Below are 14,790 nucleotides of genomic sequence, written 5' to 3'. Positions count from 1 at the left end.
TATCTTGGAGGCGTGATGAACGGTGCCCACGAAGCCGCCGTCCGCGAGCTCGCCGAGCGGGTCGCGGGCGCCGGGTTCGCCCGCCGGCTGGCGATCCGCTGGGATCCCGGCCTCGGCCGCGGGTTCCGGCATCGCGTGCGCGACAGCCGCCTCGAGCTGACGGCGAGCGACCCGGTCAGCGCGTGCGCCGGCCTGCACGATCACCTGCGCCGGCAGCACGGGACCGCCGTCCACTGGCCCACCCGCACGCCCCTGGACGTGACGCCGGTCGCGGAGGCGCCCGAGCGCACCGTCCGCGCCCGCGTCCGCGACCAGTACATGCTGAACTTCTGCACGTTCAGCTACTCGACGGCGCACTGGTCGTGGCCGGACTGGGAGCGCGAGATCGACTGGATGGCGCTGCACGGCATCACCATGCCGCTGGCGCTGGCCGGTCACGAGGCCGTGCTGGCCGACGTCTACCGCCGCTTCGGCCTCGACGACGAAACCATCCTGAGCTTCCTCGGCGAACCGCTCTACCTGCCGTTCCAGTACATGGGCTGCCGCGACGGCCGCCGGGTCCAGCTCACCGCCGACGACCTCGAGCGGCGTGCCCGCCTCGGCCGGCGGATCGTCGAGCGGATGCGCTCGCTGGGCATGACCCCGGTGCTCCCCGGCTTCACCGGGCACGTGCCCCGCGGCCTGGCGCCGGACGCGACGCGGCCGCGCCGGTGGCAGGACAACACCACCTGGTTCCTCGACCCCGGCGACGCCCGGTTCGCCCGGCTCGCCGCCGAGGTGGTGCGCGTCCAGCAGGAGCGGTTCGGCGCCGTCACCCACATCGCGTCCGACCCGTTCATCGAGACGCCGCCGGCCGACGAGGACGACGACTTCCCCACGCGCGTGGCCGGGGAGCTGGTGCGCGGCTTCCGCGACGCCGAGCCGGACGCCGTCTGGGTCCTGCAGGCCTGGCCGTTCGCGTACCAGGCGGACTACTGGACCCACGAGCGGGTGCGGGCCTTCCTCGACGCCGTGCCGCACGACGCCCTGCTCGTCCTCGACCTCTGGGCCGAGCACGCGCCGGTCTGGCCGCGGCAGGACGGCTTCTCCGGCCGGACCTGGCAGTGGTGCGGGCTGCTCAACTTCGGCGGGCGCAGCGACGCGGTCGCCGACCTGCCCCGGGCGCGGGACCAGTTCGAGGCCGCGCTCGCCTCGGCCCGTCCGCCCACCGGGCTCGGCCTGACGATGGAGTCGATCCACCACAACGGCGTGTTCTTCGAGCTCCTCGCCGACCTCGCCTGGGGCGACCGGCCCGACCTCGACGCATGGGTCCGCCGCTTCGCGGCCGATCGCTACGGCCGCCGCGACGACCGGCTGGAGGACGCGTGGTCCGGGCTGCTCGCCACCATCTACGACGCCCGCGGCCGGCCGATCTTCCCGGAGACCTTCCACGGGGTGCTCGTGCGCCGCCCGACCCTCGCCTGGGTCGACGACCCCGCCGCGCTGCGCAGCGACGTCGAGTCGCAGCGCTGGTTCGACCCGGACCGGTTCGCGACGTCGTGGCGGCTGCTCGTCGACGTGCTCGACGACGACCCCGCGCTGGCGTCCGGCCCGCTCGGTCTCGACCTCGTGGAGCTCGCGCAGGCCGCCTGTTCGCGGATCGCCGACGAGCTCGTCGTCCGCATCGCCGAGCAGCCCGACCCGGCCCGGCGGCGGGCCCTCGCCGAGCGGCTGGGCACGGAGCTCGACGGGTTCGACGAGCTGTTCGCGACCCGCGCGGAGTCCCGGCTCAGCACTTGGGAGGACGCCGCCGCCCGCGCCGCCGCCGACGGCGTCGACCCCGCCGAGCTGGTCGGCTCCGCCCGGCGGCTCGTCACCAGCTGGAACGAGACGCCGAAGACCACGCTGGAGGACTACTCCGGACGGTTGTGGCGCGGGCTGGTGGGTGGCCGCTACAAGCGGCGGCTCGCGGCCTGGGCCGCGGCCGTCGAGCTGGCCGGAACCGACCGCCCCCGCGCCGAGGCGCAACTCGACCGCGACCTGGACGACCTGCACCGCCGGTTCGTCGACGGCGGCGCCGACGCTCCCGCCGTCCCGCTCGACCGGCTCGCCGCCATCAGCCGGCGGGCCATCAGCGCCTTCACCGACATCATCGCCACGCCCCCGGCCGAGAGGACCACGCACCCATGACGACCCGACCGACCGAGGCGCGCAACCCGGCGACGCTCGACCTCGACACGCTGCCGACGCGAGAGGCGCTGGCGCGCATCGTGGACGAGGACGCCGCCGCCGTCGAGGCGGTGCGCGCGGCGCTGCCCGCGATCGCCGAGGCGGTGCAGCTCGCCGACGCCAAGCTCGCCGCGGGCGGGCGGCTGCACTACGTGGGCGCCGGTGCCTCGGGCCGGTTGGCCGTGCTCGACGCGACCGAGCTCACCCCGACCTTCGGCGTGGACCGCTCGCTCGTCACCGCCCACTTCCCGGGCGGCGCGGCCGCACTCGTCGACTCCGCTCTGGACTTCGAGGACTCTGGGGATCTCGGCGCCGAGGACCTCCGGGACGTCACCGGCGCCGACCTCGTCCTGGGCATCACCGCCTCCGGTGCGACGCCGTACGTCGCCGCGGCACTGGGCGAGGCACGCCGCCGTGGGGCGTCGACCGTGCTCATCAGCTGCTCGCCGGACCCGGTGATCGAGGCCGGCCACGTCATCGTGCTGGACACCGGCCCGGAGGCGCTCACCGGATCGACCCGGCTGAAGGCCGGCACGGCGACCAAGGTCGCGCTGAACGCGTTCTCGACCGCGCTCATGGCCCGCCGCGGCCGCGTGTACTCGAACCTGATGATCGGCATGTCCGTCACCAACGAGAAGCTCCGCGAGCGCGCCGTCGCGGTCGTCCGCGCGGCGACCGGCCGCGACGAGGCGGCCGCACGGGCGGCCCTGCGCGACGCCGGCGGCGACATCGAGGTCGCGCTCGTCGCCCTGCTCGGCGACGCCGGCGCCGACGACGCGCGTGCGGCGCTGGCCGAGGCCGGTTCGGTGCGGGCGGCCGTCGCGCGGTTCGAGGGTCGCGCGTGAGCGCTCGGGCCGGCGTCGACGTCGGAGGCAGTGGCGTCCGGGCGGTCGTCGAGCTCGGCACGGGACGACGCCGGGTGCGGCTGACCCGCCCGACACACCGCCGCGCCACCCTCGACGCCGCGACCGTCGTCGAGGCGGCCGTCGAGGCCGTGACGCAGGCGGCCGACGCCGCGCGACCGCCACGGCTCGACGCCGTCTGCGTCGGGACGACCGGCCTGCCCGGGCTGCTCGAGGATCCCGCCGCGATCGCCGCGGAGTTGCGCGACCGGCTCGGCGCGAGCCGGGTGATGGTGGCCGGCGACGCGCTCACGACGCACCTGGGCGCCCTCGGCGGCCGTCCCGGCGTGGTCGTGGCGGCCGGGACCGGCGTCATCGCGCTCGGCACCGACCTCGGCGGCGTCTGGAACCGCACCGACGGCTGGGGCTACCTGCTCGGCGACGAGGGCGGCGGCGCCTGGATCGGGCGCCGAGGGCTCGCCGCGGCCCTGCGCCACCTCGACGGACGCGCCGGCGGTTCGGGGCCGCTCGCCGCCGCGGTGGCCACGCGGTACGGCGACCCGGCGGGCCTGCTGGGCCGCGTGTACAACGGCGACTCGCCGTCGTTCGAGCTGGCGGCGTTCGCCCCGGCGGTGGCCGAGGCCGCCCGCGGCGGCGACCCGGTCGCGAGCGGCATCTGGCGCCACGCCGGTGAACGCCTCGCCGAGTCGGCCGTCGCGGCCGCCGCCGGGCTGGAGCCGTGCTTCTCCTGGGGCGGTGGCCTGTTCCGGACCGGCGGCCTGCTCGAGGACCCGTTCCGCCGCGCCGTCCTGGCCCGCGTCCCCGCCGCGCGCATCGTCGCACCGGACGGCGACGGCGCCGACGGTGCGCTCCGGCTGCTCGACCACCCGCGGATCACCCGGCACGCGGGCCCGTTCCTGCACGCCTCCGGCTTCGACGACGCCTGACGTAGCGTCGGCCGCGATGATCGACCAGAACTGGGTGGTGCTGAGCGCGGCGCTCGGCCTCATCGGCGGCCTCCGCTACGCCGTCGCGACGATGCGGGGGCGAGCCAGCCCCAACCGGGTCACCTGGGTGCTCTGGGCGGCGGCGCCGCTGATCGCCTTCTCCGCCCAGCTCGACGCGGGGGTCGGCCTGCCGGCGGTGCTGACGCTGGCCGCGGGCGTCGGGCCGCTCATCGTCCTGACGGCGTCGTTCGCCGGCCGGCACGGCAGCGCCACGATCACGCCGTTCGACCTCGCCTGCGGCGCGGTCTCGGTGATCGCGCTGGTCGTCTGGATCGGGCTCGGCAGCGCGTCGTGGGCCGTGGTCCTGGCGGTGGCGGCCGACGCCGCGGCCGCCACCCCGACCGTCCGGAAGGCGTGGCGGGAGCCGCACACGGAGAACGCGCTCTTCTACGTGCTCGTCGGTGTCGGCGCCACCGTGACGCTGCTGACCATCACCGATCCGGCCCCCGCCTCCTGGCTGTTCGCCGCCTACATGCTGGCCCTCAGCGTCACGCTGACGGCCGTCATCGCCGGCCGCTCAGCCCCGTAGCTCGCCCTCGAGCAGGCTCATCAGCACCATGGCGTGCCAGCGGCCGTGGCGGCGCAGGGTGTCGCGGGCGCGGCCCTCCTCGACGAACCCGAGCTTCTGGTAGACGCGGATGGCCGGCGCGTTCTCGTCGGCCACCCACAGCTGGATGCGGTGCAGGCGCATGGCGTCGAAGCCGTAGCGGCAGATCAGGCGGGTCGCCTCGGTGCCGTAGCCGCGGCCCCAGCAGTCCTTCTCGCCGATGTAGAGGTCGAGTTCGGCGCCGCCGGTTTCGGGTTCGGCGCCGCTGAGCGCCACCACGCCCGTCAGCCGGCCGCCGTCGAGGGTCTCGATGCCGAGGACGACGCGCTCGTAGGAGTTCTTCGGCCGCTCGCCGTACTCGCCGGCGAAGCGTTCCGCGCTGACCGGATAGCCGTGCGCGAACCACTGCATGACCTCGGGGTCGTGGTTCCAGCGGTGGTGCGCCGCCGCGTCGCTGGGCTCCAGCGGGCGTAGCCGTACGAGGTCTCCCGTGAGCACCTGGCCTCCGTCTCGTCGCGGTTGCCGATCACCCCATCAGCTCGGCCGGCGGGCCGGCAACGGGTTTTCCGCGTCGGCCAGTTCCTCGCGCAGGCCGTCGAGGGCGGTGTGGTCGTCGTCGGTGCCGGTGTGCGGGGCGGCGAACCAGCGCGCGTACTCGTCCAGCTCGCTGAGCCGCCAGTCCAGTTGGAACAGCTCGATCATCTCGGGGTCGGCCTGTGCGTGGCCGGCGAGGTCGACGAGGTCGCGCTCGGCCGGGGCGAGGGCCAGCGACTCCCAGTCGACCAGCCGCAGGCCGTCGCCGGTCACGACCTGGTTGGCGTGGTGCGGCTCGCCGTGCGTGGGCACCCAGTGGTCCCGCCGGGCCGCCGCCCGGCCGGCCAGCTCCAGGTAGCGCGCCGTCCACGCCGTGATGGCGGCGGCGTTTCCGGCCAGCAGCCCGCGCGCCTCCTCGGCCAGCGGCCCGCTCGTCCACGGCGACCGCGTCGCCTCCCGCAGCCGCGCGGCGAAGCCGGGACCGACCCGCGGCGCCCACACCGGCAGGCCGTCCGGCGGGACGGTGCGGTGCAGGGCGTCCAGCGCGGCCAGCACGACGGCGACGTGTGCGGGCGCGGCGGCGTCGTCCTCCGACGGGGTGCGCCCGTCCAGCCAGGGCGTGACGCTGAGCGCGCCGCGCCCGGCGTCGGCGGTGAACCGGCCGGACCGGGTCGGCAGCGGCGCGCAGACGACGTCCAGCCCGGACGCGGCCAGGGCGGCGGCGCCGCGGTAGGCGGCCTCCAGCGACGCCGCCGTGTGCCGGGGCGCCAGCTGGTCCAGCGTCACGAACAGCGCCCGGCCGGCGCCGGTGGCCCGCCAGTGGTGCGCGCCGAACCCCCACGGCAGGTGATCGAGTGTGTCGACCTCCGGCAGCCAGTGCGCGCCGACGGCCCGGCTGATCGTCGCGTCGTCGACGAACGTGGGCGGCGTCAGCACGCCGCCCAGCGTCTCACGCCGGGCCCGTCAGTCCGCGAGCAGCTCGATGTCGAACGCACGCACGCGGTCCGGGTCCATCACGATCCCGATCTCGACCACCCGGCCGTCGGCGACGGTGAACGGGAAGACGCCGCGGACCTCGCCGCACGCCCACCACACCAGGCCGGCCTCGCCGTCGATCAGCGCCCGCCGGGTGTGCTTGGCCCGGTGCAGGAACACGTCCGCGACCGCCTGGCGGCCGAGCATCACGTCGGCCAGCGGCGCCGCGCCACGGGAGCGCGTGGCGAGGGACAGGTCGACGGCGGCGGCGTCGGCGCGCATCACGACCTCTGGGTCCAGGACCGCCAGCAGCGCCTCGAAGTCGCCCTGGCGCGACGCCGCCGTGAAGGCGTCCACCACGGTGCGCTGCCGCCTGACGTCGTCGGCGGCGGGCGACCGCGACTCCGCCCCCTGCACCCGCCGCCGGGCCCGGCTGGCCAGCTGCCGCGCAGCCGCCGGGGACCGGCCGACCAGCGGCGCGATCTCGTCGAACGGGATGGCGAACAGGTCGTGCAGGACGAACGCGAGCCGCTCGGCCGGCGCCAGCGTGTCCAGCACCACCAGCAGCGCCGGCCCGACGGTGTCGGCCAGCAGCGCCTCGTGCTCCGGGTCGGCGCCGTTGACGGCCACGGCCCGGTCCCGCGGCAGCGGCTGCTCGCGCCGCGCCGTCCGGGACCGCAGCATGTCGAGGCAGACCCGGGCCACGACGGTCGTCAGCCAGCCGCCGAGGTTGTCGACGCCCGCGGTGCCGGCCCGGGCCACCCGCAGCCACGACTCCTGGACGGCGTCGTCGGCCTCGGTGGTCGAGCCGAGCATCCGGTAGGCCACGGCGCGCAGGTGCGTGCGGTGGTCCTCGAACTGAAGTGCCAGCCAGTCGTCGCTCATCGGTCACATTCCTTCGTCGCGGTCCGTCAGTGCGCTGACGAATGAAAGGCGGCAGGTGTGACACCCCGGATCTGGAAGGAAGTGCGCAACGATGCGTCGATGGGCTGAGTTCGTCCTGGCACATCGCCGATGGGTCATGGCGTTCTGGTTACTGGTCGTGGTGGCGGGCGCGATGGCGGCCGGCCCGGCCAACGAACGTCTGACGACGGAGTACTCGCTGCCCGGCGAGCCGGGCGCGGAGACCGCGGAACGGATCGTCGAGCGGTTCGGCAACGGCGGCAACCAGGCGCCGTACCTGGTGTCGTTCACCCACCCGGACGGCGAGCAGGCGGCGCAGGGCGACGCGGCCGCGTTCGACGCCGCGGGCGAGGCGCTGCCGGACCTGCGGCTGCTGCACGCCGGCAACACCGGCGACGACGCGTTCGTGACCGACGACGGGAGCACGGCGTACGCGCTGCTGTTCTGGCGGTGGGACGAGACGGCGACGTCGCTGCCGACCGACCGCATCCGCGACGCGCTGGAGGAGGCGGCGCCGCCCGGCAGCACCGTCGGCGTCACCGGCTACGACGCGCTCGCGGTCGGGTCGGAGGAGGAGGGCTGGGGCGTCCTGGCCGAGGTGGTGGCCGGCTCGGTCGGCGCGCTGGCGGTGCTGGCGTTCGTGTTCGCCTCGCTGCTGGCGTTCCTGCCGCTGGTCGTGGCGGTGGGGTCGATCATGGCGACGTTCGTGATGCTGCTCGGGCTGACCTACCTCGGCGACTTCTCCACGCTGGTGACGTTCCTGATCGCGCTGATCGGGCTGGGCGTGGCGATCGACTACTCGCTGCTGCTGGTGACCCGCTGGCGGGAGGAGCGCCACCGCGGCCGCGACAACCACGACGCCGTCGTGGTGGCGATGGGCACGGCCGGCCGGGCCGTGCTGGTCAGCGGCGGCACGGTGGCGATCGGGCTGATCTCGCTGCTGGTGCTGCCGGTGCCGTTCATGCGCAGCGTCGGCATCGGCGGTGCGCTGATCCCGCTGGCCAGCGTCGCGGCGACGCTGAGTCTGACGCCGGCGCTGCTGGGCGGCATCGGCCCGCGGGTGGACTGGCCGCGGGTGCGCCGCGAGAACACGGCCAGCCGCGCCTGGACCGGCTGGGCGACCCGCGTCGTCCGGGCCCGCTGGGTGGCGGCCGCCGCCTCGCTCGCCGTCCTGCTCGCGCTGGTCGGGGCGTTCTCCGGGCTCAAGATCGGGCTCGCGTCGACGGAGGCGCTGGCGCAGAACGGCTCCGCGTACGAGGACCTGCACCGGCTCACCGACGGCGGCGTGCCACGGGGGACGCTCACGCCGATCGAGGTGCTGGTGTCCTCGGACGACGCGGACGCGGTGGCGAGTGACCTCGCTGGCGTCGACGGCATCGACCGGGCGCTGGTGTCGGCGGACGCCACCAGCAGCCGCGACGGCGAATCCGTCGTCGTGCTCATCCCCGACCACGAGACCGTCGACTCCGCCAGCGTCGACGTCGTCGACCGGGTGTCCGAACGGGCCGGCGACCTCGACGGCGTGATCGGCGTGTCCGGCGTCGGAGCGATGCAGTCGGACTTCATGGACGCCGTGTACGGCAACTTCCCGCTGATGCTCACGCTGATCGCGTTGCTCACGTACGTGCTGCTGGTGCGGGCGTTCCGGTCGCTGCTGCTGCCGTTGAAGGCGGTGCTGCTCAACCTGCTCTCGCTCGGCGCGGCGTACGGGCTGGTGGTGCTGTTCTGGCAGTACGGCTGGGGATCGGACGCGGTGTTCGGGATCCCGGAGACCGGCGCGATCACGTTCTGGGTGCCGCTGCTGATCTTCGCGTTCCTGTACGGGCTGTCGATGGACTACGAGGTGTTCATCCTGGCCCGGATCAGAGAGGAGTACGACGCCACCGGCAACACCGACCTCGCGATCGTCCAGGGCATCGGGCGGACGGGGCGGCTGGTCACCAGCGCGGCGCTGATCCTGTTCCTGGCGTTCGCGGCGCTGGCGGCGAGCCCGGCCACCGACCTCAAGGTCATGGCGACGGGGCTCGGCTTCGGCATCCTGCTGGACGCGACCGTCATCAGGTCGCTGCTGACGCCGGCGCTGGTGTCGCTGTTCGGGAAGTGGAACTGGTACCTGCCGGACTGGGCGGCTCGGCTGTTGCGCGTCCCGCCGTCGCCGGTCGCCGTGGCCGAGCCGGAACCCCGGCCGGTCGGCACCGGCTCCTGACCGCGTCCCAGGCGGGGCCGCAGCGCGTGCGGCCCCGCCAGGACGGCGTCGGGTCAGGTCAGCGTGCCGGCCCGCCAGTTCGCGACGAAGTCCGGGTTCGCGTCCAGCCACTGCGCCACGGCGCCGGCGTTGTCCTCACGGTTGTTCTGCACGACCATGAGGTCCTCGATCTCCAGCAGCTGGTCGTTGGAGAGGTAGAGGTTGCGGATCAGCTGCGCGGCGTTCGGGAACTCCTCGTGGAACCCCGGCCGGCCGAGGCTGTACAGCCGCTCCGCCTCGCCGAGCGAGCCCTCCGGGTCCTCCAGGTCGCGGATGTCGTACGCCGCGTAGGCCCAGTGCGGGTGCCACAGGGTGACGGCGATGTTGTCGCCCGAGGCCATCGCGCTGTCCAGCTCGGCGAGCATGGCCGGCGACGAGGAGGTCGGGAACTCCCAGTCCTCCAGGCCGTAGGTCGGGATGACCTCGTTCTGCGTCGCGTTGGTCAGCCCGGCGCCGGGCTCGATGCCGACCAGCCGGCTGCCGTACGCGTCGGCCTCGCCGGCGAGGTCCGCCAGCGACTGCGCCGGGGAGTCGGCGTTGACGGCGATGGTCAGGAAGCCCTCGTCGAACCAGCAGCCGCCGTCCTCGAGGTCGTCGCCGAACTGCTCGACGTAGTCGGCGTGCGTGTTCGGCAGCCAGGCGTCCATGATGACGTCGATGTCGCCGTCGGCGACGCCGGTGTAGGCCGGGCCGGCCTCGAGCTCTTCGAACTCGACGGTGTAGCCCTGCTCCTCCAGGGCGACCTTCGCCAGCTCGGCGACGACGTAGTTCTCGTCCCAGCCGGTGAAGACGCCGATGGTCAGCGACGTCTCGTCGTCGCCGGTGCCCTCGGCGTCGGGGATCTCGGCGTCGCCCTCGGCGGGGTCGCAGCTGCCGCTGTCGACGTCGCCGATGGTCTGCACGTCGGCGCCGGCACCGTCGCCGGAGCCGCCGCCGTCGGCGGACCCGCCGCCGTTGTCGTCGTCGCCGCAACCGGCGAGGACGAGACCGCTCGCGGCCAGGCCGGCCACGAGGGTGAGGGTGGACTTGCGCATGATTCTCCTCTTGATTCGGCTACCAGGCACTCTGGGTTCGAGGACCTACTCGTGAAGCGACGTTCAGGCGCGCACTCTCGACGCCCGGACGACTGGAGCGCGGTCGGCCAGCGCCGACACCACACGGTCCAGATAGATGGCGAGCACGACGACGGCCAGACCGGCCTCCACGCCGCGAGCCACGTTCAGGGACGACAGGCCGGCCACGACGTCCAGGCCCAGGCCGGCCGCGCCGACCATGGCGGCGAGGACCACCATCGACAGCGACAGCATGATCACCTGGTTGATCCCGGCCATGATCGTCGGCAGCGCGAGCGGCAGCTGGATCTGCCGCAGGATGCGCATCGGCGACGACCCGAACGCCTGCCCGGCCTCGACGACCTCGGTGTCGACCTGGCGGATGGCCAGCTCGGTGAACCGGACGCCGGGCGGCATCGCGAACACGATGGTCGAGATCATGCCGGGGACGACGCCGATGCCGAACGCGCCCAGCGTCGGGATCAGGTAGACCATCGCCGGCATCGTCTGCATGAAGTCGAGCACCGGTCGCAGCAGGTTGCTCACCGTCGGCGAGCGGGCCGCCCAGATGCCCAGCGGCACGGCCAGGGCGCTCCCGATGAACGCGGCCACCAGCACCAGCGCGAGCGTCTGCATGGCGCCGTCCCACTTGTCCATCGCCGCGATCAGGTAGAACCCGACCACAGTGAAGACGGCGAACTTCCACGAGCGCACCGCCCAGCCGAGCGCGGCGAACAGCACGATCATCACCAGGAACGGCGGTGCGCTCAGCACGTCGGTGACGGCGGAGTACGCGCCGTCGAGCACGGTGTCGACGAAGTCGAGCACCGGCTGGAAGGTGTCGGTGAACCAGTCGAACGCGTCGGAGACCCAGGTGCCGACCCGCAACCGCGGGTCCAGCGGGTCGAAGCTGTCGCTCATCGGACCACCTCCGCCTCGGGCAGCGCCTCCGCGACGCTGGCCATCGCGGTCAGCAGCGTCACCCGTGGGATGACGCCCAGCAGCCGGCCGTCGTCGCCGACCACCGCCAGCGGCAGCACCGACTCCGCGGACGGCGCGAACAGCTCGGCCAGCACGGTGTCGGGGTGCACGGAGGCGACGTCGGACACGATGATCGACTCGAGCGTACTGTCGCCCCGGTTCACCGCCGCCACCACGTCGTCGTCACGGACGACGCCGCGCAGCTTGCGGTCCCGGGCGACGACGAACGCCGCGCTGAGCTGCTTGTCGCGCATGCCGTGCAGCGCCACCCGCGGCCCGGCCGAGATGTTGACCTCGAGCTGGGCCGGCACCATGACGCTGGACGCGGTGAGCACGCGGGTGCGGTCGACGTCGGCGACGAACTGCGCGACGTAGTCGTTCGCGGGGTCGCGCAGCACCTCCTCCGCCGTCCCGACCTGCACGATGCGGCCGTCGCGCATGACCGCGATGCGATCGCCCAGGCGCATGGCCTCGTTGAGGTCGTGCGTGATGAACACCACCGTCTTGCCGAGGCTGGCCTGCAGCTCCAGCAGCTGGTCCTGCATCTCGCGCCGGATCAGCGGGTCGAGGGCGGAGAACGCCTCGTCCATCAGCATGATGTCGCTGCCGGCGGTGAGCGCGCGGGCCAGTCCGACCCGCTGCTGCATGCCGCCGGACAGCTGGGCCGGGTAGCGGTCCTCCCAGCCGCGCAGCCCGACCAGCTCCAGCGCCTCGGCGGCCTTGGCGCGCCGCTCGTCCTTCGGCACGCCCTGGATGTCCAGCGCGTATGCCGCGTTCTCGGCGACGGTCCGGTGCGGGAGCAGCGCGAAGTGCTGGAAGACCATGCTGATCTTCTGCTGCCGCACCCGGCGCAGCTCGCCCGCGTCGATGCCGGAGATGTCGACACCGTCGACGTAGACATGGCCGGCCGTGGGCTCCCACAGGCCGTTGAGCATTCTGATCAGCGTGGACTTGCCCGATCCGGACAGCCCCATCACGACGAAGATCTCGCCCGGCTGCACCTCGAAGCTCGCGTCGATCACCGCCGGGGTCGCCCCCTGCGCGACGACGTCGGCACGGCTCGCGCCGTCCCTGAGCCGCTGAACGGCGTCGTCGGCGCCTCGGCCGAAGACCTTGAACAGTCCTTCCGCGCGTACGGCGGTCACGCCCTCCCCTTCGTTCGTCTGCCACGCGACGCACCGGTTCCACCGGGCGCGCTTTCGGCGCCCACGTTCAGGGCGGCCGGTGAGCCACGCGACGAGCGACGCGAGCGGGGACGAAAGCGGCACCGCGGGCTTGAGCCCGCACCGTCGGCCGACAACCCCAACCGCGTCTGGTCTGGTTCGGTCGCTGGTGACGCTAGCCCAAGGCGGCGATAGTCGGCCAACCGGACACGTCCGGAGCAGCGGAATTGTGACGAGTGCAATGCCAAATGGTTACCTGCTGAGACGCCCACCGTCCGCCATGTGGACGATCAAGCGCTCAGTCGTAGTCGGCGGCGGTGGTGCGGAAGGAGACGACGGTGCGGGCGGCGACGTCGAAGCCGAAGGAGAGGAAGGAGCCGTCGTCGAGCTGGACGGTGGTGGGGTTGGCCTGGTCCTCCCAGCCGGAGTTGTACAGCGCCAGCGGCCGCTGGTCCGTCCACGGCCCGGACGGGTCGTCGATCAGCACGCCGTACGTCGGCCGCCCGGCCTGGGCGTAGTTGCCGTAGGTCATCAGCACCGAGCCGTCGTCGGTGACCAGCAGGTGCGCCGACGACGCGGGCAGGCCGGTCGGCTCGGGGTCGGTCCAGGTCTGGCCGTCGTCGAAGGAACGGACGAGGGTCGACTCGCTCTCGATCGCCAGCAGGTTGTCGTGCCGCCGGATCTGCATGACCAGCTCGCCGCCGGGCAGCCGGACGATGTTCGGCTCGCCGTTGGAGAACCGCTCGTCGTCCTCGACGACGGTGCGCTCGTTCGCAGCGGGGAAGGTGCGCCCGCCGTCGGTGCTGCGGGCGACCCGCGCGCCGTACCCGTACAGCGGCTGCAGGATGTCGCCGTTCGGCAGCTCGACGGCGGGACCGTGCTGCCAGGCGCCCGGCTGCGCGCTCTCGACCTGCGTGACCTCGGGAAACGTCAGCCCGCCGTCGGCCGAGCGGTAGACGAACGTGCCGAGGTTGCTCTCGGGGCTGGTCGACCAGTCGGTGCGGAACACCGTCACCAGCACCGTGCCGTCGCGCAGCACGCTGAGCTTCGGGTCGCGGTTGTCGGCGCCGTCGGTGGCCGCGACGGTGACGGGGTCGGTCCAGGTGGCGCCACCGTCGGCCGAGCGGACCATGCGGACGACGCCGTCGGCCTTCGTGTGCGCGTCGGCGTAGTGGTAGGCCAGCACGATCGTGCCGTCAGGCAGCCGGACCGCGTCGGGGAACCGCGGCTCGGCGGCGCCCTCCGGCTCCTGCGCGACGACCTGGGCGGGGATCGGCGAGTACGCCTGGATGCGCAGCTGGGTCGAGCGGGTGACGCCGGCGCGCAGGTCGGTGACGGTGACGGTGACCGGGTGCAGGCCGATGTCGGTGGCGTCGATGGCGGCGCTGACGGCCAGCCGGCCGGGCTCGCCGTGCACGCGGCCCGCGAACGGCCGGTCGACGCCGTCGACGACGACGCTGGCGCGGACCTGCCCCGCCCGCACGCCGGGCGCGTCGATGGTCGCGACGACGGTGGACGCCGGGTGCTTCTCGGCGACGTAGGACGGGAGGACGCCGGTGACGGGCAGCCCTTCGGCCAGCGCGGGGCCGGCCGGGTCCAGCTCGCTCAGCGCGACGTCGTCCAGGTAGGCGTCGGAGCCGACCCCGGCCGCGCCGCTGGACGCCAGCTCGAGGCCGGTGATCGCGCTGCCGCCGGACGCCCGCACCGTGGTACGGAACGACATTCCGTTCACCGTCAGCACGGCCGCGTCGCCGCTCGCGTCGATGCGGACCCGGCTCGGGTGGTCGCGCGCCGTCAGCATCGGGACGGTGGCCAGGCGCAGGTACTGCCGTCCGTCGTAGACCAGGACCTGCGCGGTGCTGCTGCCGCCGTAGGCGTACATCGGGGTGATCATGAACCGGTACGCGCCGAGCGCCGGGTTGTCGCCGTCGGCATGCACGGCCAGGAACACCGCCTGGCGCGTCGTGTGCATCGCGAGGTCGAACTCGAACCGCCTGGCAGCGGCCGCGGGGGCGGGAATCTGCAGTCGCGACTGGAGGGTCGCCGTGTAGTCGGCCAGGTGCACCGCGCGGTTCCCGGGCGGCCCGAACGGCGCCTCGGCGACGGTGATGTCGCCCTGCGTGGTGTAACCGGCCGGCGCGGCGCCGAGCGGCTCCGCGTCGAACGTGCGGAACTCACCGGACGCGGCGGCCGACGTGCTCACCCCCAGCCCGGCGGCGAGTCCCAGTGCGGCGATGGCGGCGACGACGGCGGTGCGTGGCATGCGTCCACTCCCTGACAAGTCCGGCGGATCGACATGAAACGTCGTGCCACGGTAGCCGTGCGGCCCGGGC

Annotated in this window: 12 protein-coding genes; 5 read left to right on the top strand and 7 right to left on the bottom strand. The window is 73.9% G+C overall.

The window, feature by feature from the left end; genetic code table 11:
* Positions 1-15: 15 nt before the first annotated feature.
* The 4 genes from BLV02_RS20105 to BLV02_RS20090 are packed head-to-tail and all read left to right on the top strand — an operon-like array spanning position 16 to position 4,586.
* The gene (locus tag BLV02_RS20105) at positions 16-2,169 is read left to right on the top strand and encodes an alpha-N-acetylglucosaminidase (RefSeq protein ID WP_069109842.1); all 2,154 of its coding nucleotides are present in this window, start codon (positions 16-18) and stop codon (positions 2,167-2,169) included.
* Complete coding sequence (locus BLV02_RS20100; protein WP_069109841.1) at positions 2,166-3,053, top strand: N-acetylmuramic acid 6-phosphate etherase; 888 nt, start codon at positions 2,166-2,168, stop codon at positions 3,051-3,053. Before BLV02_RS20105 ends, BLV02_RS20100 begins: the two co-directional genes overlap by 4 nt.
* The gene (locus BLV02_RS20095; RefSeq protein WP_069109840.1) at positions 3,050-3,997 is read left to right on the top strand and encodes an N-acetylglucosamine kinase; all 948 of its coding nucleotides are present in this window, start codon (positions 3,050-3,052) and stop codon (positions 3,995-3,997) included. The genes BLV02_RS20100 and BLV02_RS20095 overlap by 4 nt, the downstream gene beginning before the upstream one ends.
* Positions 3,998-4,013: 16 nt before the next feature.
* Positions 4,014-4,586 carry a hypothetical protein gene (locus tag BLV02_RS20090; protein ID WP_069109839.1) on the top strand — a complete coding sequence of 191 codons (573 nt, stop codon included), beginning with the start codon at positions 4,014-4,016 and terminating at the stop codon, positions 4,584-4,586.
* Here the strand turns inward: BLV02_RS20090 and BLV02_RS20085 are convergent.
* The 3 genes from BLV02_RS20085 to BLV02_RS20075 are packed head-to-tail and all read right to left on the bottom strand — an operon-like array spanning position 4,575 to position 6,998.
* Positions 4,575-5,102, bottom strand: coding sequence for a GNAT family N-acetyltransferase (locus BLV02_RS20085; RefSeq protein ID WP_069109838.1), 528 nt, complete (start codon positions 5,100-5,102; stop codon positions 4,575-4,577). The genes BLV02_RS20090 and BLV02_RS20085 overlap by 12 nt on opposite strands.
* Before the next feature lie 36 nt (positions 5,103-5,138).
* The gene (locus tag BLV02_RS20080; RefSeq protein ID WP_069109837.1) at positions 5,139-6,074 is read right to left on the bottom strand and encodes a phosphotransferase; all 936 of its coding nucleotides are present in this window, start codon (positions 6,072-6,074) and stop codon (positions 5,139-5,141) included.
* A 27-nt stretch (positions 6,075-6,101) separates the two neighbouring features.
* Positions 6,102-6,998 carry a sigma-70 family RNA polymerase sigma factor gene (locus tag BLV02_RS20075; RefSeq protein ID WP_069109836.1) on the bottom strand — a complete coding sequence of 299 codons (897 nt, stop codon included), beginning with the start codon at positions 6,996-6,998 and terminating at the stop codon, positions 6,102-6,104.
* Positions 6,999-7,134: 136 nt separating this feature from the next.
* Between BLV02_RS20075 and BLV02_RS20070 the strand changes: the two genes are divergently transcribed.
* Positions 7,135-9,222: an MMPL family transporter gene (locus BLV02_RS20070; protein ID WP_216094031.1), complete on the top strand. Its 2,088-nt coding sequence runs from the start codon at positions 7,135-7,137 to the stop codon at positions 9,220-9,222.
* 53 nt (positions 9,223-9,275) lie between these two features.
* Here BLV02_RS20070 and BLV02_RS20065 read toward each other — a convergent pair whose 3' ends face one another.
* The 4 genes from BLV02_RS20065 to BLV02_RS20050 all read right to left on the bottom strand — a co-directional run bounded on the left by BLV02_RS20065 (position 9,276) and on the right by BLV02_RS20050 (position 14,720).
* Positions 9,276-10,295, bottom strand: a complete 1,020-nt coding sequence (locus tag BLV02_RS20065; protein WP_069109834.1) for a glycine betaine ABC transporter substrate-binding protein — start codon at positions 10,293-10,295, stop codon at positions 9,276-9,278.
* A 63-nt stretch (positions 10,296-10,358) separates the two neighbouring features.
* Complete coding sequence (locus tag BLV02_RS20060) at positions 10,359-11,234, bottom strand: ABC transporter permease (RefSeq protein ID WP_069109833.1); 876 nt, start codon at positions 11,232-11,234, stop codon at positions 10,359-10,361.
* A complete protein-coding gene (locus tag BLV02_RS20055; protein WP_069109832.1) occupies positions 11,231-12,439 on the bottom strand; it encodes a quaternary amine ABC transporter ATP-binding protein in 1,209 nt (402 codons plus the stop codon). Before BLV02_RS20055 ends, BLV02_RS20060 begins: the two co-directional genes overlap by 4 nt.
* A 316-nt stretch (positions 12,440-12,755) precedes the next feature.
* The gene (locus BLV02_RS20050) at positions 12,756-14,720 is read right to left on the bottom strand and encodes a sialidase family protein (protein WP_069109831.1); all 1,965 of its coding nucleotides are present in this window, start codon (positions 14,718-14,720) and stop codon (positions 12,756-12,758) included.
* Positions 14,721-14,790: the final 70 nt, after the last annotated feature.

Source organism: Jiangella alba (assembly GCF_900106035.1).
GTDB classification, from domain to species: Bacteria; Actinomycetota; Actinomycetes; order Jiangellales; family Jiangellaceae; genus Jiangella; species Jiangella alba.
The sequence above is the reverse complement of the archived record's forward strand: the minus strand, read 5'-3'. Positions and strand labels throughout refer to the sequence as shown.